Source organism: Mucilaginibacter rubeus (assembly GCF_014643835.1).
Lineage (GTDB): Bacteria > Bacteroidota > Bacteroidia > Sphingobacteriales > Sphingobacteriaceae > Mucilaginibacter > Mucilaginibacter rubeus.
The window spans coordinates 1556362-1581584 of sequence record NZ_BMKD01000001.1 but is presented as its reverse complement, the minus strand read 5'-3'; the positions used below and the strand labels follow the sequence as shown (position 1 = coordinate 1581584).

The 25223-nt window shown below is 40.8% G+C and carries 18 protein-coding genes; 14 read left to right on the top strand and 4 right to left on the bottom strand.

The window, feature by feature from the left end; genetic code table 11:
* The first annotated feature begins 58 nt into the window (after window positions 1-58).
* The 12 genes from IEX80_RS06395 (at window position 59) to IEX80_RS06340 (ending at window position 18205) form a co-directional block, all read left to right on the top strand.
* Entirely contained in the window at window positions 59-1792 is a 1734-nt protein-coding gene (locus IEX80_RS06395) for a trypsin-like peptidase domain-containing protein (RefSeq protein ID WP_188832357.1), read from the top strand.
* A gap of 1171 nt (window positions 1793-2963) precedes the next feature.
* A complete protein-coding gene (locus tag IEX80_RS06390; RefSeq protein ID WP_188832356.1) occupies window positions 2964-6224 on the top strand; it encodes a SusC/RagA family TonB-linked outer membrane protein in 3261 nt (1086 codons plus the stop codon).
* Window positions 6225-6238: 14 nt separating this feature from the next.
* Window positions 6239-8020, top strand: a complete 1782-nt coding sequence (locus tag IEX80_RS06385) for a RagB/SusD family nutrient uptake outer membrane protein (protein ID WP_176627088.1) — start codon at window positions 6239-6241, stop codon at window positions 8018-8020.
* Window positions 8021-8114: 94 nt separating this feature from the next.
* Complete coding sequence (locus IEX80_RS06380) at window positions 8115-9659, top strand: FG-GAP repeat domain-containing protein (protein ID WP_176627086.1); 1545 nt, start codon at window positions 8115-8117, stop codon at window positions 9657-9659.
* 127 nt (window positions 9660-9786) lie between these two features.
* Window positions 9787-10338, top strand: a complete 552-nt coding sequence (locus IEX80_RS06375; RefSeq protein WP_188832355.1) for a hypothetical protein — start codon at window positions 9787-9789, stop codon at window positions 10336-10338.
* A gap of 850 nt (window positions 10339-11188) precedes the next feature.
* Window positions 11189-12445 carry a putative DNA modification/repair radical SAM protein gene (locus IEX80_RS06370; protein WP_188832354.1) on the top strand — a complete coding sequence of 419 codons (1257 nt, stop codon included), beginning with the start codon at window positions 11189-11191 and terminating at the stop codon, window positions 12443-12445.
* A 1-nt stretch (window position 12446) separates the two neighbouring features.
* Window positions 12447-13205 carry a TIGR03915 family putative DNA repair protein gene (locus IEX80_RS06365; RefSeq protein ID WP_090526024.1) on the top strand — a complete coding sequence of 253 codons (759 nt, stop codon included), beginning with the start codon at window positions 12447-12449 and terminating at the stop codon, window positions 13203-13205.
* Window positions 13206-13857: 652 nt separating this feature from the next.
* The gene (locus IEX80_RS06360; protein WP_090526023.1) at window positions 13858-15198 is read left to right on the top strand and encodes a PhoH family protein; all 1341 of its coding nucleotides are present in this window, start codon (window positions 13858-13860) and stop codon (window positions 15196-15198) included.
* Between the two features lie 170 nt (window positions 15199-15368).
* Window positions 15369-16028, top strand: coding sequence for an MBL fold metallo-hydrolase (locus IEX80_RS06355; RefSeq protein ID WP_090526022.1), 660 nt, complete (start codon window positions 15369-15371; stop codon window positions 16026-16028).
* 273 nt (window positions 16029-16301) lie between these two features.
* Window positions 16302-16934, top strand: a complete 633-nt coding sequence (locus IEX80_RS06350) for an HAD family hydrolase (protein ID WP_176627072.1) — start codon at window positions 16302-16304, stop codon at window positions 16932-16934.
* A gap of 11 nt (window positions 16935-16945) precedes the next feature.
* The gene (locus tag IEX80_RS06345; protein WP_176627070.1) at window positions 16946-17740 is read left to right on the top strand and encodes a DUF6438 domain-containing protein; all 795 of its coding nucleotides are present in this window, start codon (window positions 16946-16948) and stop codon (window positions 17738-17740) included.
* 75 nt (window positions 17741-17815) lie between these two features.
* Window positions 17816-18205, top strand: a complete 390-nt coding sequence (locus tag IEX80_RS06340; protein ID WP_090526019.1) for a hypothetical protein — start codon at window positions 17816-17818, stop codon at window positions 18203-18205.
* Window positions 18206-18230: 25 nt separating this feature from the next.
* Here IEX80_RS06340 and IEX80_RS06335 read toward each other — a convergent pair whose 3' ends face one another.
* The 4 genes from IEX80_RS06335 to IEX80_RS06320 form a co-directional block, all read right to left on the bottom strand.
* Window positions 18231-18509, bottom strand: coding sequence for a hypothetical protein (locus IEX80_RS06335; protein WP_139159948.1), 279 nt, complete (start codon window positions 18507-18509; stop codon window positions 18231-18233).
* A 25-nt stretch (window positions 18510-18534) separates the two neighbouring features.
* Window positions 18535-19041 carry a ferritin-like domain-containing protein gene (locus IEX80_RS06330; protein ID WP_090526017.1) on the bottom strand — a complete coding sequence of 169 codons (507 nt, stop codon included), beginning with the start codon at window positions 19039-19041 and terminating at the stop codon, window positions 18535-18537.
* Window positions 19042-19324: 283 nt separating this feature from the next.
* Entirely contained in the window at window positions 19325-19792 is a 468-nt protein-coding gene (locus tag IEX80_RS06325; RefSeq protein WP_308421683.1) for a response regulator, read from the bottom strand.
* Complete coding sequence (locus IEX80_RS06320) at window positions 19776-22775, bottom strand: PAS domain S-box protein (RefSeq protein ID WP_188832353.1); 3000 nt, start codon at window positions 22773-22775, stop codon at window positions 19776-19778. The genes IEX80_RS06325 and IEX80_RS06320 overlap by 17 nt, the downstream gene beginning before the upstream one ends.
* A gap of 402 nt (window positions 22776-23177) precedes the next feature.
* Between IEX80_RS06320 and kaiC the strand changes: the two genes are divergently transcribed.
* Both kaiC and IEX80_RS06310 read left to right on the top strand, forming a co-directional pair.
* The gene (gene kaiC / locus IEX80_RS06315; RefSeq protein WP_090526015.1) at window positions 23178-24926 is read left to right on the top strand and encodes a circadian clock protein KaiC; all 1749 of its coding nucleotides are present in this window, start codon (window positions 23178-23180) and stop codon (window positions 24924-24926) included.
* The gene (locus IEX80_RS06310; RefSeq protein WP_090526014.1) at window positions 24926-25222 is read left to right on the top strand and encodes a circadian clock KaiB family protein; all 297 of its coding nucleotides are present in this window, start codon (window positions 24926-24928) and stop codon (window positions 25220-25222) included. Before kaiC ends, IEX80_RS06310 begins: the two co-directional genes overlap by 1 nt.
* Window position 25223: the final 1 nt, after the last annotated feature.

The following is a 25223-nucleotide window of genomic DNA, read 5'->3' as shown; positions in this document are numbered from 1 at the left end:
CGGCAGGTACCCTAAACAGCAGCGTTTGGACAACGCTACGGTTCAATTATAATGTATAATGACAAAACGGTTTTTATTATTTTTTTTCCTGCAGTGCTTATGGAACCTGCAGGCTATTAATGCGCAAAATGTTGATAAGCGGATACAAAAGCCCGGAGCTACGCAACTACAGGATAATATAAAAACTGCGATAAAAAAAGGTTATGCTGCCAGTGTATTGATGTGGGAATATGATACTTTACAGTATAGCCGGATGAGTGCGCAGTTTAGTGGTGTTGTAGTCTCGAAAGGAGGAGAGATCTTAAGCGCAGCACATGTGGTAATGCCCGGCAAAACCTACCAGGTAATGTTCCCCGATGGGAAAGTGTGCCTGGCCCGTGGTTTGGGCCGTATTACTATTCCCCCAATATTTATGCTGCCGGATGCAGCCATGCTCAAAATAATCCCAAAAGGGGATTGGCCGTTTGTCGAAATGGGCTGGTATTCAGATGTCAAAATCAACCAGCCATGTATTAGCATAGCTTACCCGGAAAGCATGGAACAACGCAAACCTGATGTAAGGTTTGGACATATCACCAATTTAAATAACAGGTATGGTTTTATGGAATCAACTTGCGTGATGGAGCCGGGAGATTCAGGCGGCCCCCTGTTTGATCTGTCTGGTCGTTTGATCGGAATCCATAGCGGCATCGAACGGTCGGAGGATATTAATTATGAAATCCCCGTAGATACCTATCGTAAATATTATACAGCACTAACCCGTTTAGAGAATTATACTTCCCTGCCTTTGGATACAAACGTGATTTCAAAAAATCGGCCGGCCAATGATTTTCCGGTAGCTGAAAATCCAGATAAGTATTTTAAAAGTGTGGACAAGCGTTTTAAAACAACTTGTGTAAATATTAAGAGTGTTATTGATGGTAAGGAACAGACTATAGCAGGGACTATTTTTTCTTTAGATAATATCAATGTAAAAGCTGCTTTCAAAAATTCAGATGTCGTTTTGACTAAAAGCTCAATGATTGGCGAGGATCCTTTTATCACATTATCGGGCGGCAAGACTATTAAGGCAAATATTATCAGACGAGACAGAATTAATGACCTTGCGATATTATTGCCCGTTTCAAAGTTAGGGAAGGAAGGTATCAGGCTTGGAATGTTATTGGCAGATACACTTAGTGATAACGATTTGGGTAGTTTTTTGATTTCTCTTCGCGCTGATTCTCCGTATTGTAGTAGTGTTTTGGGAAGCGTTGGCGTAAGCTTGCCAAAAAAAACCAGTTACGGCTATTTGGGAGCTGTTGCCCGGCAAAAGGGACAGGCGTTATTATTTACTTTTATTCAGCCCAACAGCGCGGCTGAGGCTGCCGGACTAACAACCGGCGATGAGCTTTTAGCAATTGATGACAAAACTGTAAATGACGAACTGGATATGTTTAAAGCCCTTCTAAAATTCCGCGCCGGCGATACTACTTTAATGACAATCAATCATAAGGGAGAAAAGTTAATAAAAAAAGTCGCCCTAAAATATCCACCCCAAAAAATTACCAATCATCCGGCCGACCACTTCATAGGGGGGAAAAGCATTCGAAAAGATGGATTTGGGAATGTATTTGTTCATGATGCAAGAATAAAACCGTGGGAGTGCGGAGGGGCCGTATTTGATATCACCGGAAAGTTTTTGGGCATTAATATAGCAAGATTGAGCAGAACAAGCACAATTACGATACCAGCCGTCGCAGTAAATCAATTTATAGTAACTGCCATTTATAATACTAAAGTGGGTAATTAGGTTGATTTTGGATGATAAAAGACAGAATTTTGAATTGTAGGGTCTGTAAAATAAACTGTGCAGTTGCTATATCAAGTTTAATATCATTCTTCCACGAGGAAACCAAATGGCCAGTTTGAGCGGTCATGGCCCGGTTTGAAAGTGGCATCGTGCATTGAATGGATCGTGTCCTCCTATGTTTTACCGATTTAAGTAAATAATACAAACGATGCCATGTCATCTTTTAGCAAAATAGGAGACTCTTTTATATCATTTTATTTTTTTAATCCCCGACTGGGCGCAAAGTGCCATATCTTATATCTAACAGAAAAATTTGAAATTTATCTGCAGGTCTATGTAATGCTATTTTAACATTAAATTCAGCTGATGTTATGTTTTTATTTTTAACAAACAGCTGGGTTTATAAAAAACACTCTTTTTTTATCGCATATTATCCCGATATATGATTAATGTAAAAAATACAGGTAAAAATCGATTTTTAATAAAAGTGGCAGTTTTGCCGAAATGTTTTTTTAAAACAATAGTTTGCTTTCATTATTGATAATATTATGCTTTGTTTAATATTTAATTCGTAAAACTAAAAAGTGATTTGTGCAAATTGTACACTATGCCTATTTTAGATTTAATCAAACAGAAATAAACCAACACTATAAATAACCTTATTTAATACTATTTTATCACCAGTAAAAATTAAGTTTTTAGTACTTTGAAAGGATAGTAAATGTTTTGATCATTGTTAGTTTTTGGATTACGGCCGCAAGGCTTATCTCACATTCAATCCGAGGCAACCATATGATAGAAGGCATTTTTTCCTTACGTGTTAGATGAATGAATTTCATTTTTCGTGCTACTGCCGCAAGGCTTATCTCACATTCAGTCACGGAGCAATGATTTCCATTTGATTAAAATTTAAAACTGTTATTGCCTACACAATAATCAGTATCGCATTTGTTTTTTGGTTGTTATATGGCTTTGTCCTACACGATAGCCTGTAACGTTGTATTTGCCGGAGTAAGTATTTATTTCGCAGCAATGTCTCTACCATTGCTTTAAGCCAAAAACTAAAAAAATCCCAGGCGCTGCCTCTACCACTGCCGAAACCAAGTTGCTGTATTTCAGCTTTTTGGGCTATGTTCTTAATCAAATATATTAACTAAATTAAATTAAAATCATGCTTAAAAATTTACTTCTCAGAGGGAGGTTTCTGGCTGTACTGTTGTGCTGCCTGATATCCTCGGTGGTAGTTATGGCCCAAACAAAGTACAAAGGAAAGGTTATCGGCAGCGATGACAAGCAGCCGGTTGTTGGTGCTTCTATCAGGCTCAAAGGATCAACGACAGGTGCGGTGACCGATGTTAATGGCGAGTTTACACTCAGCTTAAAACCAGGCAATGTATTAGTGATATCTTATATTGGATATCAAACAACAGAAGTTACCGTAGGGACCGATCCTAATTTAAGGATAACGCTTACTGCGGGCAGCAATGCACTTAATGAAGTGGTGGTTACAGGTTACGGCTCACAACGTAAAAAAGACCTGGTGGGTGCTGTAGCCGTTGTCGACGTTGCTGCACTGACCCGTCAGCCGGTTTCATCGGTTGAAAGCCAGCTGCAAGGCCAGGCGGCCGGTGTTACCGTTATCGCTTCAGGGCAACCGGGTGAAAATCCTTCTGTAAAAATCCGTGGTGCTAACACGTTTGGCAATAACCAGCCGCTTTACGTGGTTGACGGTGTACCAACAACCAACGTAAGCGATATTAACCCCAATGACGTGGCAAGCATGCAGGTACTTAAGGATGCGAGCTCGGCATCTATTTACGGTGCAAGGGCGTCAAACGGTGTAATCGTAATCACTACCAAAAAAGGTAACGGAAAAACCAACGTTTCGTACGATGCCTACTATGGTACACAGGTGCCGAAAGGCGGTAATGTGTTCCATTTGCTCAATCCAACCGAGATGATGCAATTAAGAGCCCTGGCTATAAAAAATACCGCAGCACTTAAAAGTATTCCTGTTGACCTTAGCAGCAACCTTTACGGCGCTAATGGTGATGTTTTGCCTGATTATATCAGTGCAGGTGGCGTAGGCCCGGCTGGAGTTCATGATGGTGACCCGGCTGTTGATCCAGCTAAATACAATGTAAACCCATTTTATACATCAGGCGATGCGTCAGGTTTTTATCGTATTACAAGAGCAAACAAGGGCGGTACTGATTGGTACCACAAGATATTTAAATCGGCGCCGATTCAAAGCCATAACCTGGCTATGAGCGGAAGCACTGATGCCGCTACTTATTTGTTTTCATTGAATTACTTTAACCAAAAGGGTACCTTGAAAAATACCTACGATAAGCGTTACACCGTAAGGGCTAATACAAGCTACAACGTATCCAAACATATCAGGATAGGTGAGAACTTGTCATATTCATTAACCGAAAACCCGCTGATCAACGAAAATGATGAGGGGTCGGCTATCGGCATGTCATTCCGCGAGCAGCCTATTATTCCGGTTTATGACATCAAAGGCAACTACGCGGGTTCAAATACTGCCAACTTAGGTAATGCACGTAACCCGGTAGCCATTATGGATCGTACTAAAAATAACTACGGTGCATTTAACAGGCTTTTTGGCAATGCGTTTGCCGAGGTGGATTTCCTGAGGTACTTCACTTTACGCACGCAGTTTGGTGGTGAGTATTATTCAGACTATAATCATAGCTTTACCTTCCCGGAATATGAGAACTCTGAAAACAACTCGACCAATTCATATTCGGAAAACTCATTTAACGGATATAACTATACCTGGACAAATACTTTAACTTATCACCAAACAATTGGGAAACATGATATCAAAGTATTGGCAGGTACCGAAGCTTATAAAAATAGGTACGAAACCTTAGGCGCAACCAATACCGGTTACTTTACATTTGATAAGGATTATACCACCATATCTACAGGTACCGGTACACCAACTGCTTACAGCACATTAACACGCGATAAGATATTTTCACTGCTTGCCCGTTTGGATTACACTTTTGCCGACAAATATCTGTTGAATGCTACTATCCGTCGTGACGGTTCTTCCAGGTTCAAGTCTTTCCAGTATGGATGGTTCCCGGCCGTTAGTGCGGGCTGGCGTATATCGCAGGAGGATTTTCTGAAAGGTGTATCATGGATTAACGATTTGAAGATCAGGGGTGGTTATGGTATTATGGGTAACCAGATCAACGTTGACCCTGCAAATGCGTTTACTACATTTGGCAGTAACAAAACAAACTCCTACTACGATATTAATGGTACCTCTACAAGTACGGTTGCCGGTTTCGCTCAAAACCGCATAGGTAACCCTGATGCTAAATGGGAAAAAGATAAAAACTTCAACGTTGGTTTTGATGGTTCATTCTTTGGTCAAAAGTTGGACATCTCTGCCGATTATTATAAAAAGATCATCACCGATCTGTTATTTAATCCTGCACTTCCTGGTACTGCCGGTTCGGCAACTGCACCGTACAGCAACGTAGGTGCAATGAATAATACCGGTTTGGATATTACAATTGGTACCCACACCAATATAACCCACGATCTGAAAATGAATGCCGCCTTAACGTTTACAACTTATCACAACGTTATTAAGCAAGTAACTCTCGGACAAACCTACTTTGAGCAAAACTCTGGCCGATTTAATGGCAGCTCGATTATTAGAAACAGCGTAGGTGGCCCGGTTGGCGGTTTCTTTGGTTATAAAACTGACGGTTTCTGGGATTCGAAAGCTGAAATTGACGCCGCAAATACGGCTGCTGGCGGAACTTATCAGAACGATGCCGCAGTTGGCCGTTTCAAATACGCAGATATAAACGGTGACGGAAAAATTACTGCCGACGATCGTACCTTATTGGGTAATCCTAATCCTAAATTCACAGGTGGCTTAAACCTTGATTTTAGCTATAAAAACTTCGATCTTAATATGTTCTGGTACGGATCATACGGCAACAAGATCTGGAATGACGTGAGGTGGTGGACAGATTTTTATGCCAACTTTGCCGGTGCAAAAAGCAAAAATGCTTTATATGATTCTTGGACACCGTCAAACACCAATGCCAAGGCTCCTATCCAGGAAATTGATGGCTCATTTAGCACCAACACGGTTCCTAACTCTTTTTATGTTGAGAACGGCTCATACCTGAGACTGAAAAACATGCAAATAGGCTACAAGTTTGCTCCTAAAATCATCAAATCAATTGGTTTGAGCAGCTTGCGTGTATACTTATCAGGCGCAAATCTAATTACCATAACTAAATACTCGGGAGTTGACCCGGAGATTGTTGGCGGAGGTACCACCAGCAACACCAACAGCAGCACAAACTTTGGTGTTGACCGTGGTAACTATTCTCCAAATCGTACATATTTATTAGGTGTTCAGGCTAAATTTTAAATAGAGAAATCATTATGAAAAATATACAACGTGTATCAGTATTAGCATTAATTGCCGCTGGTATTTTACAGGGTTCATGTAAAAAGGCGTATCTCGATCAGCCAGCCATTGGGGCGCTTAGCTCAGCGCAAATTACTACAAAAGCCGGCGTTGACGGGTTGCTGATAGGAGCTTATTCTGCACTTGACGGGCAGGGAGGTAACGGAAATAATGCCGGTTTAGGTGGTGGTAGTGCCTGGGAGGTATCGCCGGATAACTGGATTTACGGCAGCGTTGCCGGAGGCGATGCGCATAAAGGCAGTTCTGGTATCGATCAGCCGGCTATTAACTCCATTGCTACTTTCACTGTTGATGCCAGTAATGGATTTTTAAACAGTAAATGGAAGGCCGATTACGAGGGTATAAGCCGCGCCAACAACGTGTTAAAGGCAGCTGCGGGAGCGAGCGGGATTGCTGATGCCGATAAAACCAATATTATAGCCCAGGCTCGTTTTTTGCGCGCGCATTACTATTTTGATTTGAAAAAGATGTTTGCCAATGTGCCCTATATTGACGAAACGACAACCAACTATGTACAACCTAACGACAAAGATATCTGGCCTAAAATAGTTGATGATTTTAAATATGCTTATGCTAATTTACCCGGCACGCAAGCACAAAAGGGACGTGTAAATAAATGGGCAGCAGGTGCGTACCTAGCGAAAACGTATCTGTATCAAAAAGATTATACCAATGCCGATAAGATATTTACCGAGGTGATCAGCGGGGGTACTAACTCGCAGGGCGTAGCGTACGGATTAACTGATAATTATTTTGATAACTTCAACGCTGCTACCAAAAACAACAAGGAAACGGTGTTTGCTATCCAGCAAGCGGCAAATGATGGTACCAATACCATTGGTGAGGCCAACAATGGTGATATGTTGAATTATCCGTACAACAGCCCGTTCGGTTGCTGCGGATTTTTTCAGCCTACTTTAGATCTTGCTAACTCATTCAGGACTAACGCCGCCGGTTTGCCATATCTTGACGATTATAATTCACATCCGGTTGCAAATGATATGAACATTGCATCAGATAAATCATTTACACTGGATGCCGGTAACCTTGATCCGCGTTTGGATTGGACTGTTGGTCGTCGTGGTATCCCTTATCTTGATTGGGGTAACCATCCGGGTATGAACTGGATCCGTGAACAAAGTTCGGCAGGTCCGTATTCGCCTAAAAAGAACGTTTATTACCAGGCTACCAAGGGCACATATGCCGACAGCCATTCATGGGCCCCGGGCAATGCAAACCAGGTTAACGTAATCCGTTTTGCAGATGTGCTGCTGATGGCTGCCGAAGCAAAAGCACAATTAGGAACAGGTGATTTGGGTTTAAGTTATGTAAACAAGGTGCGTGCACGTGCGGCTAACCCAGCCAGTTTTGTATACACTTATAAAGATGCGGCGAATCCTATGGGCGGTTATACCACCACCCCGGCGGCTAACTATGTAGTAAGTCAATATCCTGCGGGCTTTTTTACAGGTAAGGATGTCGCTTTAAAAGCAATCTATTTTGAGCGTAAGCTGGAACTGGCCATGGAAGGACATCGTTTCTTTGACCTTTCGCGCTGGGGGATAGCACAAGCAGCTTTGGGAGTATACTTTGCTTTTGATGGTAAAGTGATTACCGATGTTACAGGTGCTCATTTTACAACTGGAAAAAACGAGGTTTATCCGATACCGCAAGCTCAGATAGATCTTGAAAAAATAGGTGGAACTTCTATTTTAAAGCAAAATCCTAAATATTAATTTCAATCATTCTGTTTTTAGCGAGAAAGAGGTGGTGCTTGTTGCTGCCTCTTTCTTGTATTTTAATATTGTGGTAAGGTATAAGCAAGCTTAAATGGATCTGAGAAAACGCCGGTTATCGTTTTGTGTATTTTTGATTGGTGCTGTAGTATGCTTTATGCAGTTTAGCTGCGGAGAGCCGGCAGCCGAGGGCGACCTGGCAAAAAACGATGGTAAGTCGCTATCATTAAAATACTGCAAAAGTTGTCATGAGTATCCGGAAGCGCAATTTCTTGATAAAGAAACATGGGTTAAACATGTATTGCCTGTAATGGCGCCCCGGCTTGGGATACAGGTTTATGATGATGATCAGTATGTGAACAACCCATCAGCAAAATCGGCTTTGTCATATGATGAGTGGCTGAAAATAGTAGATTATTATAGCAAATCGGCACCGAAGGCACTTAAGCCGGCACAGCAACCTGTTAAGCCGGTTAAAGATTGGGGTGTTTTTAGTTTGGAAAAGCCCAGCGGTTACAAACCCCTCGATGCCACAACCACAATGATTGTCTTTGATACTATTGGGCGCAAGGTTTATACCAGCGACCGTAACAGCAGCAGTATCTACCAATGGTCTGATAAACTGGTTCAGCTTTCGGCGCACCGGTATAGCTCGCCTGCTGTTGATGCCCGTTTTGCAAAAGATGCAACGGGCAAAGAACATGGCTTGTTTACTTTTATCGGATCGATGGATGCAGTTGATGTGTTCAACGGCTTTTTGACTGATATTACATTCAATGACAATGGGACCTGGCAGGATGAAGAAATAACAAACGGTTTGCCTCGACCTGTTCAATCATTAACCGCCGATTTTGACAAAGATGGATTGAATGATTTTGTAATATGCGGGTTTGGCCATAACACAGGAGGCTTGTATTTATACAAGCAGCTACCCGATAAAAAATTTGAAAAGCATGTTGTTAGCTCAATACCAGGAGCTGAGCAGGCAGTAACAGGAGATTTTGATCATGACGGATGGCCGGATGTAGCCTGCTTGTTTGCCCAGGCCGACGAAGGGATCTGGTTGTTTCTGAATGATCACAAAGGTGGTTTTACAACACGCAATTTGTTGCGGTTTCCGCCATTTTACGGGTCGAGCAGTTTTCAGCTGGTTGATTTCAATAGAGACGGAAAGCTGGATATCCTGTATACAAGTGGTGATAACAGCGATTATTCCCGTGTGTTGAAACCGTTTCATGGTGTTTACATTTTCCTGAATCAGGGTGATTTTAAATACAAAAAGGCTTATTTCTTCCCGGTTAACGGTGCTACAAAAGCAGTAGCGACTGATTTCAATGGAGATGGCTTGCAGGATATTGCGGTGATCGCCTTTTTTTCAGATTTGAAAAATAACCCTGCAGAAGGCTTTACGTATTTTGAGCAAGACAGTCCGCTGCATTTTATGCCGCATAATTTACCGATTGAGCATGAAGGGCGATGGATCTGCATGGATGTGGGCGATTTTAATAAAGATGGCAAACCGGATATCCTGCTCGGTAATTATTCTACGGGTTTTATTAATCAGCAGGGGGTTAAGCCGGGATGGAATCCGGTTGCGCCATTTATTTTGCTAACCAATACGGGAAAGCTGAAGATATAAATTTTAATAATAGACAAAAGAGTGTTTTTGTTTAAAAATACCTGTAATAATTTAATAAATAGTTTTGTGAATTGTTGCATAAATGTTGCAGGTTTTCTATATTTACAGATATCAAACTATACTGCCTTTGAAGAAACTTGTTGCCATATTATTGTTGATCGTGCACACCTATGGTTCGGGCGGATCGCTGATTATGCATCAATATCTGTCATGGCGGACGGAGAATTTTTATAATGAGCAGGCATCAAAAGGCTTGTATGATATTCACGATCTGAAAGAAATAGCTATCCCTGTAAACCTTCCGGGCATTCATGACTGGAAGCATTATGAGAATATAAGGGGGCAGATCCAGTTTGGAGAGCAGGCATATAATTACATACAAATGCGGGTTACAAGTAAGAAATTATACTTAAAATGTATCCCTACTTATGCGGAAACGCGTTTTAATGCGGATAATGTATTGCATGCAGCGCCGGTAAAAGGTATACCCGTACCTCAAAAAGAACATGTACCTTATGTAGGCATCTCCTTTGCAGATGTATTGATTGCCCAGTCATTTCAATCCATTGATTTCAGGGTTTTTGAAACAAAGCTTACATCAGCTGATGCGTACAGTTTTGAGTTTGAAACCACCCGCTCTATAAAAACACCCAAACAGCCGCCCAAGGCTAACTGCTAAATAACTCCCTAGTTTTCTTTTTTCGAGTTGCCTGCAACTGCTTGTTTCCGTATGAGCTTACATCGAAACTATGCTTATGATGTTATATTAAATACCATTCTGTTGATTGATATTGTCATGTTTCATATAAGAAATAGTAGTATTTGTTGTGAAAAAATAAGTCGGAGTTGATTTTTGTTTGAATTTCAAATTTATTTTTCTGTTGAATTGTAAATATTATGATATATGGGCGATTATTGCCCCTGTTTTCTGTACACTTGCTTTTATAGCATACGTTATTGAACAGTATGAATCTTAGATTGTAGAGATCTGAGTTTAGTTGAACAGTGTTTGTAGGAACATTGAATAGCGCTCCGGGGTGAGATACGGAGCGCTTTTTTTGTATTAACGATAGATATTATTGACTCTCTCTGTATAAACATCGGTCATGAATTTCTATAGTGTTTATTTTGTTGATTTGAATTGAAAATAATTTTTAGTGAATCCGGTCAATGTACTAATTGGTTCGAACATTGCACACTATGAGTTCATTGAAAGTGCTTTGCGCTTGTTGCAAATACATTAAAGTTTGTTGCGTTGATTGCCTCCAAAACGCTTGATCTGGCTTATCTGTGTCGCTGCGGAGCTTTTTTAAAAAAAATATTGAATTGCGCAACAATGTACAGGCGGTTCCAGTTTTCGCTATAGATGCTCACGCAGTGTTGGAACTAAATATGAACAATAGTGCTAAAAGCGGTATCAATGCCGTGAAGGAAAAAGTTGTTGAGGCATACAGCAAAAAAATAGCCTTCCCATTTATTTATCCCGCAATTTGAATTAATTGCTAAAAATATTAGTATTTTTGGCTGATATGAATGTAGGGAGGATAACGGAAAAGCTTAATATTTTGGCCGACGCGGCTAAATATGATGTATCATGTGCGTCGAGCGGAAGTAACAGGAAAAATAAGGACAAGGGTTTGGGAAATGCCAGTAACGGAATTTGCCATAGTTATACGGAAGATGGGCGTTGTGTTTCGTTATTGAAGATCCTGCTTACTAATCATTGTATTTTTGATTGCGCTTATTGCGTGTCGCGGAAGAATAATGATATCAAACGGGCCGCGTTCACGGTACAGGAAGTAGTTGACCTTACCATTAACTTTTATCGCCGCAATTACATTGAAGGCTTGTTTTTAAGCTCTGGTATTTTTAAAAATGCTGATTATACCATGGAGCGATTAGTGCACGTAGCTAAAAAACTCCGAACTGAGCATAACTTTAACGGATACATTCACTTAAAATCCATTCCCGGTGTAAGTGCGGAGCTGATGCAGGAGGCCGGGTTATATGCCGACAGGCTCAGTGTGAATTTAGAAATGCCTACAGAAGCCGGATTAAAACTGCTTGCACCTGATAAAAACCGGCAGGACATGATTGACCCGATGCATTTTTTGAGCCGGGAGATCATCCGGAACACAGAAGAGAAAAAGCTTTTCAAAAACGCCCCCATGTTTGCACCTGCAGGGCAAAGTACCCAGGTAATTGTTGGCGCCACGCCTGAGAGCGATCAGCAGGTGCTGCAATCGGCTAATTATTTCTATAGAAATTTTAACTTGAAACGGGTGTATTATTCGGGTTATGTACCTGTATTGGCCGACCGACGCCTGCCTGCTTTGAATACCGCGGTGCCACTGGTGCGCGAAAATCGTCTTTATCAGGCCGACTGGCTCATGCGTTTTTATGGTTTCCATGTAAACGAGATCGTCAATAATCAAAACCCGTTACTTGATCTGGATATTGATCCCAAACTCAGCTGGGCAATCCGCAATATGCAGGCTTTTCCTGTTGATATCAATAAGGCTGATTTGCAGCTGATCCTCCGGGTGCCAGGTATCGGTTTGTTATCGGCACAAAAAATTGTGGCTGCACGTAAATTTGCCGGGCTGGGCTGGGAACAGCTAAAAAAAATAGGAGTGGCCATTAACCGCGCGCGGTACTTTATTACCTGCAAAAGCAATGAATTTGAACGGCGCGATTTAACAGGCCAAAATATCAAACAGTTTATTATGGCCCAATCGCAAAGCAAGTACATTAAAAATACACAAACCCAACTTAACTTGTTTTAATATGAACACGCTGGTTTATGACGGATCGTTTGAAGGCTTGCTTACAGCCGTGTTCGAGATTTACGAACGTAAACTCTATCCTGTAAAGTTATTGAAAGGGGAGTGGCGCAGCTGTGCGTTGTTTGAAGAGGTAATTCCTATTGTTACTGACGAGGCGCGCGCCGGCCGGGTATTAAAGGGATTGCGGAAAAAACTTTCAGCTGCCGGGGTGCAGCGCCTTTACATTAGTCACATGGCCGAAATTGCCGGCGAAGACTGCAATGTGCTGGGTTTTATCCGCCATGTTTTTGACAGCGACCAAAATATTGAAGAAGATTACGGGAATAGATATGTGATGCGACTATCGGAGATTTTAAAGATGGTGCGGCGCGAAAAACACAGGATGGAAGCTTTTGTTAGGTTTCAAAAACTAAATGATGGTACTTTTTATGCTGCCATCGAACCTGATTTTAATGTATTGCCATTGTTGATTAAGCATTTTAAAAGCCGCTATACCGATCAAAAATGGATGATCTATGATATTAAAAGAAATTATGGGCTGTACTACGATCTTCATGACACGCAATTCATCGAAATGAATTTTGATGAGTTAAGTAAACCGGTTAATGTAATTGCGGCTTATAGCGAGGATGAAGGTGTCTATCAAGACCTTTGGAAGAATTATTTTAATAGCATAAACATCGCTTCACGCAAAAATACCAGGCTTCATGTGCGTCATATTCCGAGGCGATATTGGCGGCATTTAACAGAGAAAATTTAACGTTTTTATGATTTTACGCGTTTTTCCTTTTTCGATACAAATGGTTTTTCATGCATTTTGTTAATAAAGGGCAATGTTAATAATGTAGCCTGTATTTCAGTTAATTACCTTGATTTATACTTGAGAAGGATTGGAATTTAATGTTGATAAGTGTTGGTTTATTGTTAATAACCTGTTAATAAAAACAATCAAAAATATTTGCCAAATCACGGTAATGTCCCGATATTGAAATCATCAAGAACGACGTACTTTGACAGCCTTTCAGGAAAACAGAAATTGAATCGGGTGAACCTTCGGGGGAACTAAAGATCAAGGGAAGTCCCTGAGTTGCAAGAAAAAATGAAGAAGGCGAAAGTCTTTTGAAAAAAGAAAGCAATTAAAGGAGGTACCGGAATTAAGAAGAAGAACTCTACGGAGGGAAACAACAGAAACCGGTGACATTGAAAATAGTCGACCGCTCGTGAGAGCAACGGACGAAGATCATGTCGGTAAGAGATACACAAAACTTGATGCTGTTGGGCAACTACGGTTAAACAACAGTTTGGAAACGGGAGTTCAAATCGCAAGAGATGACTCCCGTTTTCGCTTTTGCAGGTTTTTTGTTTGAGGAGAAATTTTTCTTCAAGCCTTAAAATCGTTATTTTAGGCGGATATGAAGGACGGTCAGCGTAACCAGAAGAAAATATTTGTTTTAGATACTTCTGTGATCCTGTATGATCACAACGCATTTCAAAACTTTCAGGAGCACGATGTTGCCATACCCATCCAGGTATTGGAGGAGCTCGATAATAAAAAGAACGGTAATGATACCCGTAATTTTGAGGCCCGAAGCTTTATCCGGTTGATGGATGACCTGTCGCACAATGGACTGATCAACGAATGGATCCCGCTTAACGGTAAAACTAAAGGCAGCTTTAAAGTTGCAATGGATACTAAAACTACCGGCCAGGATGCCGAGCAGATTTTTGGTTCAGATAAAACGGATCACCGTATCCTCAACGCGGCCCTTGGCTTACAGGAAGAAAATCCTGGCAAAAAGGTAGTGTTGGTATCAAAAGATATTTGCCTTCGCCTCAAAGCCAAAGCCCTTAACCTGCATGCCGAAGATTATGAAACGGGCAAGATCAAAAACCTGGAGGAGCTTTATACAGGTAAAACCGATGTAGATAAGGTGACGGAAAAACTGATCACCACCCTGAATAAAAATGAAAATTTACCGGCCGAAAATTTAAAGATAGGTTCGTACACCAACAATCACTTTTATGTATTAAAAGGAAAAAAAGGCGATACTGTAGGTTTTTACAATTCACAAACTAAGCAGCTTGAAAAAGTTACCGAGCAACCTGTTTTAAATATTCACCCTCGTAATATCGAGCAGTCTTTTGCTATTCATGCGTTATTGCACCCGGATATAAAATTAGTAACTATACAAGGAAACGCCGGCACGGGTAAAACGCTATTAGCTTTGGCCAGCGCACTTGAGCAACGCAAATATTATCGTCAAATCTTTGTTACCCGCCCTATTGTTCCTTTAAGCAATAAAGACATAGGCTTTTTGCCTGGCGATATTAAATCAAAGATTGATCCTTATATGGCCCCAATATGGGATAACCTAAAATTTATAAAGGATCAGTTCGGTGACGACGAAAAAATGCAGGCCAAAATTGATGAGTTAGTCAATAATGATAAAATCTCGATAGCTCCACTGGCTTTTATTCGCGGGCGCACGCTTAGTAAAATTTTCTTTATTGTTGACGAAGCGCAGAATCTAACCCCGCACGAAGTGAAAACTATCATATCCAGGGCCGGTGAAAACAGCAAATTTGTATTTACTGGTGATATTTATCAGATAGATACCCCATATCTCGATGCTGAAAGTAACGGACTGTCGTATTTAATAGATAAAGCGAAAGGGCATCCGCTTTATGCTCACATCACCCTGCAAAAAGGGGAGAGGAGCGAACTGGCCAATTTGGCAACGGAGTTGTTGTAAAGCCAGACTTGCAACGTTTTAACTTAGTAAGGCTTTGCGCTTTTATAATTCGCTCCCTAAATTCCTGGAGTCCAAACACCGAGCGTGATATCCGCTTTTCAATCGGGATCAACTTTTTAAAACTTCATAAGTCTTTCCTGTGTATCTTTAGGAAATAAACCTACGCGCTTATGAAAATATCAAAATACCTTCATTCATGCCTGCTTTTTGAATTAGACGGCTATCAGCTCTTGTTTGACCCCGGAAAGTTTTCATTTGCCGAAGGTTTGGTTACACCACAATTGTTTGTTGATGTAAAAACTATTGTGATCACCCATATCCACCCCGATCATTTCGATATAGATATCTTAAAAAGTATTGTAGAGTTAAGCGGCGCAGCGGTTGTCACTAATTCGCAGGTAGGAAAGGAGCTGGAGAAAATCAATTTTAAATATACATTGCTTGAAGAGGGAACTCATAAAGCCGGGCCATTTAAACTCCAGGCTTTCCCGGTGAGGCACGAACTTATCATGGATAATCCGCTACCTCAAATGACGGGCTTCCTAATCAATAACAAAGTATTGCACCCCGTTGATTCGATGGAAGAGAAGCTTTTGAATTTTAAAGGTATCGAGTTGCTGATCATGGTTTCGATGGCTCCATTTGCCAATGAACCAACAATTTCGGCCTTTGCCGATGAGCTGCATCCTAAGCAAATTTTGCCTGTGCACGACGGGTTTGCTAAAGATTTTTTCATACTTCAGCGTTACGCCGCGTACAAAAAACATTTTGACAAGCAAGGAATCAAGTTTCATGAAATTTATAAAGTAGGGGACGGGATAAGTATTTAGTCAGAAGTCTTGAGGCCCCAGGTCTTAACTTGGAGGATTATAAACCATTATCGTGACGACTTAAGACTTTGAACTTAGGACTTACGACTTTAAAGCCACCTGTATAAAAAGAAACCCCCGCCGAGAGGCGGGGGTTCTTTGCGGGCTCAGCCTCCTGCTAAGCCGACCCGCGTTAACCTTATCACAATGCTAAGGTGAGGATTAATAATGAAGAAAACATGAACATTAATTGCCGTTAATTTTTCATCTTAGCGAAAAACATACTTTTAGCTAATGCAGAAACCCGATAGCCTCATTTTTGATATGGACGGAACCCTTTGGGATGCCGTTGATACCTACGCCGAATCATGGAACCTGATATTTCAAAAGCTTGATATTCAAAGGACTATTAAACGAGATGAACTGCTGCACGTGATAGGTATGGATGGTAAAAAGCTTACACGGGTAATGCTGCCCGAATTTGATGAGGAAAAGGGGATGGAGATCTACAATGCGGTAAACCAGGTAAGGCGCGAAATATTACCAACCAGCGGTGGTATTATGTATAAAGGAGTTACTAAAGGCCTGGAACAATTGGCAGGCAAATACAAATTATTTGTATTAAGTAACTGTGCTGTTGGTATTATTCCGTTGTTTTTAACATGGGCAGGCATTAATGAAGTTATTACAGATAGTATGGCTTATGGCACCAACCAGATGCCTAAAAACCACAATATGCATCTGCTCATGAATAAACACAATTTGCAGAACCCGGTTTACATAGGCGATACTAATGGCGATGCTGAACAAACGCGCCTTGCCGGTATACCATTTGTGTTTGTTAGTTACGGCTTTGGTAATACGGATGACTATGATCATAAGTTTGACGATTTTGAATCCCTTACCCAATATTATTTGAGTTTGTAAGTTAAATTTAAATGAAAAGCGTATCCCTGCTTGTTTTATTGCTAACTATCCTATGTGGCACAGTATCGGGCCAGCATGCAACTGTTGAGTCGGAACAATGGATTACCGAAGACCTCGGTTATCTTTATTTTAATAGCGGCAAGGTTTATTTTAATTTGGATGGATATAAGAAACACGAAAACAAATACAAAATAGAGCATGATACGCTTAAAATAATTGATACATATACTACCAGTGCAGATAATTTTAAACAACAGCATATTGATGTTTCTAAGTTTATCATCAACTATTTTGATGGCAAAAAATTGACTATCAAAGCTGTTAATGATAATGCTATAAAATTAGCTGGTCGCCCTCCCTTACAGTTTAAAAATTATAAGGCCAGTTTCGATAACGGGATCAAATTTTCAAAACTTCGTTTCCTCTCCTCAACCTGTTATGGCAATTGCCCTCAATTACTGATCAATATTTGGGCAGATGGCACTTATCGATTAAAAGGCGGCGAGTTTGCAGATCCCTATAAGGGAGATTATGCCGGGAAGCTTACTAACCAGCAACTTGATAGCCTCAACTATTGGCTAAAACGGAGCGAACTAAAAAAGATGTACGATTGGAAACAGGGTAGCCAGGTTACAGATGCACCTAATTATTACCTGGATATCGATTTTGAAAACAATAAGGACAAACTTACGCTAACTACCAATGATCCACCTTTTAGCCTAAGCGGTTTGGTTACCTTCTTAGTGGAGTCTTTTAAAAAAGTGACCCTCACGAAAATCAAAGAAGGAGAGAAGCCGGCAAACTAAACAGGCCATTGTCATGATATAAATGTTTGCTTACCTGCTAAGTTTTTGTAGCTTAGTTAGCAAATAAAATCTCCGATGAAAACAAAAACTAAGGTTATTATCACCCTTATATTACTACTGATTATAGTAGGCTTTTTTTACTATCGATATTATTTTGTTTTTGGCGAGGGAACCAAAGCCGGTACTATGAACTATTTTGTAAAGAAAGGTTACGTATTTAAAACTTATGAAGGCAGGTTAATTCAAAGCGGGCTCCGCACACAGGTTACAGGGGGCACAATTGGCTCAAATGAATTTATATTTTCGGTAACCGACGAAAAAGTAGCAAAAGAACTGAGCAGCAACGCTGGCTCATTTTTAGAACTTCACTATAAAGAATACCTGCACACGCTGCCATGGAGAGGGGTGAGCGTTTTTGTAGTTGACAGCGTAGTTTCGGCCAAACCACTTGCGCCAGGTATGTAATAAAATGCATTAAACTACAGCCTGCTTAAGCCTTAACCAGGTTGTAGTTTAACTCGCCGTTTTGTTTGGTGATCTTTACCAAACCGCGGGCAAACAAATAGTCAAGCACTTCAATTGTGTTTTTCTCATGTGTGAAAGTATTTACCGTTGGTTCATACTCCCTTAACTTCAACGCTATATCAGCAACTGTGGCCTGCTTTAATTGCGAAAGCGTATAAATTACCTTATCCTGTGTGCAGGCAACCTTAGCGTATTGACCAGGTATGCGGCATGCCGAAAAAAATGATTGATTTGAATTGTTCATTTGCTCAATATAACAAAAATTATGATCAGGCATTAACCGTATCTCTTAACGATTTAATGGTATCATGCGCTTTTTTTAAACCTTCTAAATGGTTATTAAGCAGGGTTACAACCTGCTCATCTTCCCATATCAACTCTTTATCGTCAAGCGCGGCGCGATAAGCTTTTTTTGCTATATCTTCGCCATATTCGCAATCCGAAAGTATCGAGCGGCTGTCTTTACTAACAAAAACCGATTTTACATCCATCCAGGCGTGATAAAATTTCCCCGCGAGGGTAGTACCGTCTGCTGGATCTCCTCCTAATACATGAATGTAATCGCGTATTTCACTAACGTAATTTTTGCTTTGATCAATATATTCATTAAAAAGTAAATTCAATCCGGTTTCATCTGTTGCTTCGGTAGCCTTGTGATATCCGGCTATCCGGTCGTTATTTATCTTGATCAGATCGTTCAGTGCCGAGATCTGATGTTGTACGTGCTGTAAAACTCCCATGGCGTTATTGTTTTGTTTTAATAAATAACGTATCATATGGGTTAATGTTTTTATATTTTAGTTAGGTTGACCAGTGAAATGACCAGTTTAACTACATGCCATAAAATACAACTGGATGAATCGGCGACCGGATAAAACGGCCATCGCGAGGACTTATCCCGGAGAGGCGTAATAGCATTTTAGCATGTCAGTTTTATATTAATTTTAAAGGGATACTTAAGCAACGGGAAAAACCGGCGGCCGGGTGAGACGGCCGCCATAAGGTTCTTTCCGAAGAGGGGTAATGTTTATTTAGTTGATTGATGCTTGTTGTCTATTATTAAGGTTTTTGAACAAAATAGGCCACTTTTTTTAGTAAATCATCCATGTCAAAAGGCTTGGCTAAAAAGTCGTCTGCACCGGCCATCATTGCAGAATCACGTATATCGCGACTTGCCGATATCATGATAACAGGTATATCTTTGGTTAGCTCGTCTTGTTTTAGCTTCCTGCAGATATCGCGACCGTCTTCGCCGCTCATCCAGATATCTAACAGTAGCAAGTCGGGGAGTTCGTCTTTCATATCAAGTACTGTTGTACCATCTACGGTTGACGTTACCTCATAGCCTTCAAATTCAAGCAGCATTTCCACAGCATCTACAATGCCGGGGTCATCATCCGCAATCATGATTTTCTTGTTCTTTGTATCCATTTTAGGCGTAAGGGCTTGGTTAAACCCTCTGAAATTAGCTGTGATAAATTTACCTGATTGTAAACTATCCAACAGATCATTAACTGTTGATATCATCTACAGGTAATGCAAAGCAAAAAGTAGACCCTTTGCCTTCAATGCTGTTTACCCACATTCTGCCGCCTTCTCGCTTAATAATTTCTGAAGAGATGTATAATCCTAACCCCAAACCGGGGAAAGTATGCTGCTTATTCCCGCTTACCCGGTAAAATTGCTCAAACACCCGGTCCTTCTTGTCTTCGGGTATGCCGATGCCAAAATCCTGCACACAAACAATCACCTCATTGTTTTCGCGGCGGGTGCTGATGATGATGGTATCGGTATGCGGAGAATATTTGATAGCATTTGTAATAAGGTTGGTAATAACCTGGCTTACACGATCTTTGTCTGAATAGATACGGCCTGTTGGGGTAAAGTTTTGGATAAGTTTATGTTTTTGGGTAGTGTGCTGCAGGTCTTCAACAGTTTCCTGTAGTGTTTCATTAAAATCGAACCATGTTTTATTAAACTGTAGCCTCCCCGAGTTAATCTTGGTAACATCAAGGAGATCGCCTATGAGGTTGGTAAGACGGTTAATCTGGGCATCCATCCTAAGTACCATTTCGGCTTTTTTTTGCTCGCCTTCTTTGCTAAGCATAGCACCCAATACCTGGGCATATGCTTTTATGCTGGTAACCGGGGTTTTCAATTCATGACTTGCAATACCTAAAAAATCATCTTTTTGCCGTTGTAGTTGTTTCTGCTCATCAATATCTGTATTAGTGCCAAACCATTTAATGATCTTACCGTCAATGATAAAGGGTAAAGCCCTGGACAAATGCCACTTGTAGTTTTGATCTTTATCTTTTAATCTAAATTCACATTGGTAAACATTACCCGTGTTCACTGCATAGTTCCAAGCCTCAACACAAGCATCCCTATCATCGGGATGAATAGCATTGAGCCAGGATGCTGCTATTTCATTTGCTTGGGCGCCAAAGTAATCTACAGCACGTTGATTGAAGTAGTCGACCTGACCATCCGTGCGGGCCGTCCAAAGTTGCACTGGCATAAAACCAGTAACAAACTCAAACTGCCTGATCTGGTTATTCAATTCCCTGTTACGTAATTTCACTTCGCTTTCGGCAAGTGTTTTATCGGTGACATCAGTACAAGCACCTATGTACCCGGTAAATTCCCCCTGTTCATTGTATTGCGGATTGCCGGTGGCTATACACCATCTTATTTCACCATCCCTGCGTGTGATCCTAAAATCAACTTCATAGAACCGGCGGGCATTTAAATCGGTTAAGAACTTTTCAGCAGCCCTGGTTCTGTCTTCTTCTAAAAGCGCGTTGATCCATCCTGCGCCCATATTATCCTCATATTTAATGCCGGTCCAATCAACCCAGGTTTGATTTACGTAAGTGATATTACCTTCAGCATCGGCCATCCAAAGTACTGTTGGCGATGCATTAGTAATGTTTTTAAGCAATCGTTCACTATCAGTAAGGGCTTTTTTATCGGCAATTTCCCTTCGCAGATCCCTTGCAATTGAAGCCCGGCCTTGTGGCAAGCCGGTTACAGCGTCATAAACCAGCATGGTGGTACCGTACACAGGTATGGCTTCGCCGGTTTGGAAATGACGGTAAAGTACTTCACCGCTCCATTTACCATGCTTCATTAAAATTGGATTTACTTTGTCCCTCAGCTTATCAAGCTCATCAGGCATTAAATATTCACTGTTGTGCCTCCTGTGCCCGTTGGCACCTTTTATACCTAACATTTTTCGCCCGGCGGTATTTACATAGGTTACATTACCATCAAGGTTGGATAGGCTTACAAAATCTGAGCTATGGTTAATAAGCGACAATAATTTATACTGCTCATTTCTTGCCGCTTTTTCGGGGCGCAGATCGCGGGCCACGGATGCCATACCAATAGGCAAGCCATTTAACGGATCATCGATTCTGAAACAGTTAACGTAAACCGGAATATTCTCTCCTGTTTTAAAATGCCGGTAGTGCATTTCACCTTCCCACTTACCGTACTGCTGTACAGCGGGGTTTATCTCATTAATTACTTTGTCTGCTTCATGATCTGCAAAATATTCAACGCCGGGTTTTAAAGCCTCCTTTGTACTCCCGATACCTAATATAGTGTATGCCGTTTTATTGATATAGGTTACAGAACCGTCCATGCTGCCTACTGCAACCACGTCGGCTGTTTTATCAATCAGCGCAATCAGTTTTTGTTGTTCCTGTTTATCTAATATTTCGCGGGTTATATCCTGTACGGTACCTGCAAAGCGGATGGGCTCATGATTATCGTTAAAATACGCTTTACCTTTCAGGTGAATCCAGTATTTCAAGTGTCCTGTGTCATCAACAGTGCGGACGATTATATCATAATTACCATTGCCTACAGGATCATAAGCCTGCATTACTGCTGTTCGCAAGCGTTGCTCATCTTCCGGGTGGACAAATTTCAACAGATCATGATACTTTATCTCATCATCTTTTCGAAAACCGCAAAGCTCTTTACAGCGGTCATCCCATGTTGCGGTTTCTAATCTGGGGTTTAAATCCCAGGTACCCAGTTCGGCAGCTTGCAGGGCAAATTGAGCACGCTGTTCAGTTTCAGCCAGCTTTTTGCGGGTGTTAACCAGTTCGGTAACATCTGTAGCTGTATTCAGCACACCCCAAACTTTACCATCATTGTTCCGTAATGGTTTAAAAATAAAGTTGAAGTAAAATTCTTCAAGTTTATCGTCAACCATAACATCAACCCTTTGCTCTTTCCATTCATAAGCCGTACCGTTATCGTATACATTTGATAATATTGCATGAAAGCCCGGCTCTTCGAATTCGGGCAGTAGGTCAAAATATTTATGCCCAATAACATCATCGCCCTTCCCCCATATATCTATCATGGCTTTATTGGCAATCCTGATCTCCATTGTTTCGCCAATATATAATGCTACCGGGGTAGGAGACTCCCTTATCAGCATACGGAAAATATCTTCGCTTAATTGTTGATGAAGGCCGGCGTCGTTATTCATTATATAAATAATATTTATAAATATAGGCTATAATAATTAAGATCAAAATCTCAATTCATACATCATAACTTTCAATTAATGAGTATGCAGTTATATTAATATAACTGCAATTATTGATAAAAACGGGTTACAGAAGCGTATGCCTTGTTTTTTAAACGGTATACCTGTATAAATGTTTACTTCTGTTTTTAGAGAATTTGGTGATATGAGGTTTCAAAGGTTTGTATAATGGGGAGATTTATCTGGGACAGTAATTTCACCAAGTTTTTTGATTTTTTTACTTCACAAAATCAATTATGCCAAAACAATTTTATAAGTATCACTATTACCATACCAATAAAACAAAATCCTGTATACTTGATGGTTGTGGTATACGGGTAGTTTAAACAGATTGGATTTATTATGACCAAATTGCATAAAAAACAGCAGCTTATAACGTTTGAGCAATTGCCCAAAACTCCTACCGGTATTACCGGTTTAGATGAAATAACGGGCGGTGGTTTACCTAATGGAAGACCAACACTGATATGTGGTGAAGCGGGTTGCGGTAAAACTCTTATGTCGCTTGAGTTTATTGTAAGGGGAGCTACCGAGTTTAATGAGCCCGGTGTTTTTATGGCTTTTGAAGAAAAGGCAGATGAACTGGCTTCGAACGTAGCATCGCTTGGGTTTGATTTAATTAAACTCCAGGATGATAAAAAATTAAGACTTGATCATGTGCATATAGACCGAAGCGAGATTGAGGAGACAGGCGAATATGATCTGGAAGGTTTGTTTATCCGCTTGGGCTTTGCTATTGACAGCATCGGGGCAAAAAGAGTAGTACTGGATACCCTGGAAAATCTTTTTTCGGGTTTATCAAACCAAATTATATTGAGGGCCGAGCTTAGAAGGCTTTTTACTTTTTTAAAGGAAAAAGGTGTAACTGCTATTATAACCGGCGAAAAAGGTGACGGCTCGTCATTGACACGGCAGGGGCTTGAAGAATATGTTTCAGATTGTGTGATCCTGCTTGATCACAGGGTTGTAAATCAGATCTCGACCCGTCGTTTGCGCGTGGTAAAATATCGTGGTACACAGCATGGTACCAACGAATATCCATTTTTAATTGATGAAGATGGCATTTCCGTGCTTCCGGTAACATCTTTAGTTCTCGAAAAAGAAGTATCATCAAAACGAATTTCATCGGGGATACCTTCCCTTGACAGCATGTTTGGAGGCAAGGGTTTTTTTCAGGGCAGCAGTATCCTGGTTTCGGGCACGGCCGGCACCGGCAAAACAAGTATTGCGGCCTGCTTTGCCAATGAGGTTTGCAATAACAAAAAGAAGTGCCTTTATTTTGCGTTCGAGGAATCGCCTAAGCAGATCCTTCGCAATATGAAATCAATCAATCTCGACCTGCAAAAACACATTGACAATGGCTTACTTGAATTTCATGCCTCGCGTCCTACGCTTTACGGTCTTGAAATGCACCTCGTTGCTATTTATAAGATTATTAAAAGATTTAAACCCGCAGCGGTGATCCTCGACCCGATTACAAACCTCATTACGGTGGGTTCGGTAAGTGAAGTAAAATCGATGCTGATTAGGCTGATAGATTTTTTACAGGACGAACAGATCACGGTTATGTTTACTGCCCTCAGTTTAAATACGGTGGTAAGTGAACAAACCGACGAAGGCGTCTCATCATTAGTTGATACCTGGCTGCTTGTAAGGGATATCGAATCGAACGGTGAACGCAACAGGGGGTTATATATTATGAAATCGCGTGGGATGAGCCACTCAAACCAGGTACGCGAGTTTACCATTACCGATAAAGGGTTAAGCCTGGTTGATGTTTATCTTGGCCCTGATGGAGTGCTTACAGGATCGGCCAGGGAAGCACAAAAATTAAGAGAAAAAACAGGCGTCGCATTGAGGGAATTCGCAATATCCCGTAAAGATAAAGAGATATTGCGTCGGCGTATGATGCTTGAATCAAAAATTGCAAGCTTGCAGGCCGAATTTGAATCGACAGAGGAGGAATTAAATAAAATATACCTGGAAGAAGAATTAAAACAGAATATTATAGAAAGAAACCGCCAGGAGATAACCGATATCCGCCGCGGAAATGCGGATACGCTTAAAAGTAAATCAAAAAGTAAAAAATAATGGAACTGGATGAAGTTATAAAATATGAGTTAAGGCTGTATGTAGCGGGCAAAACTGCTAAATCAGTTACCGCGCTCACCAACCTAAAAAAATATTGTGAAGAACATTTGAAAGGTCAGTATGTTATTGAAGTAATTGACTTGCTGCAGCAGCCTCAACTGGCCGAAGGGGATCAAATATTTGCAATCCCCACGCTGGTAAGAAAAGTACCTGAACCGATTCGCAAAATAATAGGCGACTTGAGCAACGAGGAAAAAGTTTTGGTTGGATTGAATATAATACCAGTAAGTAAATAGT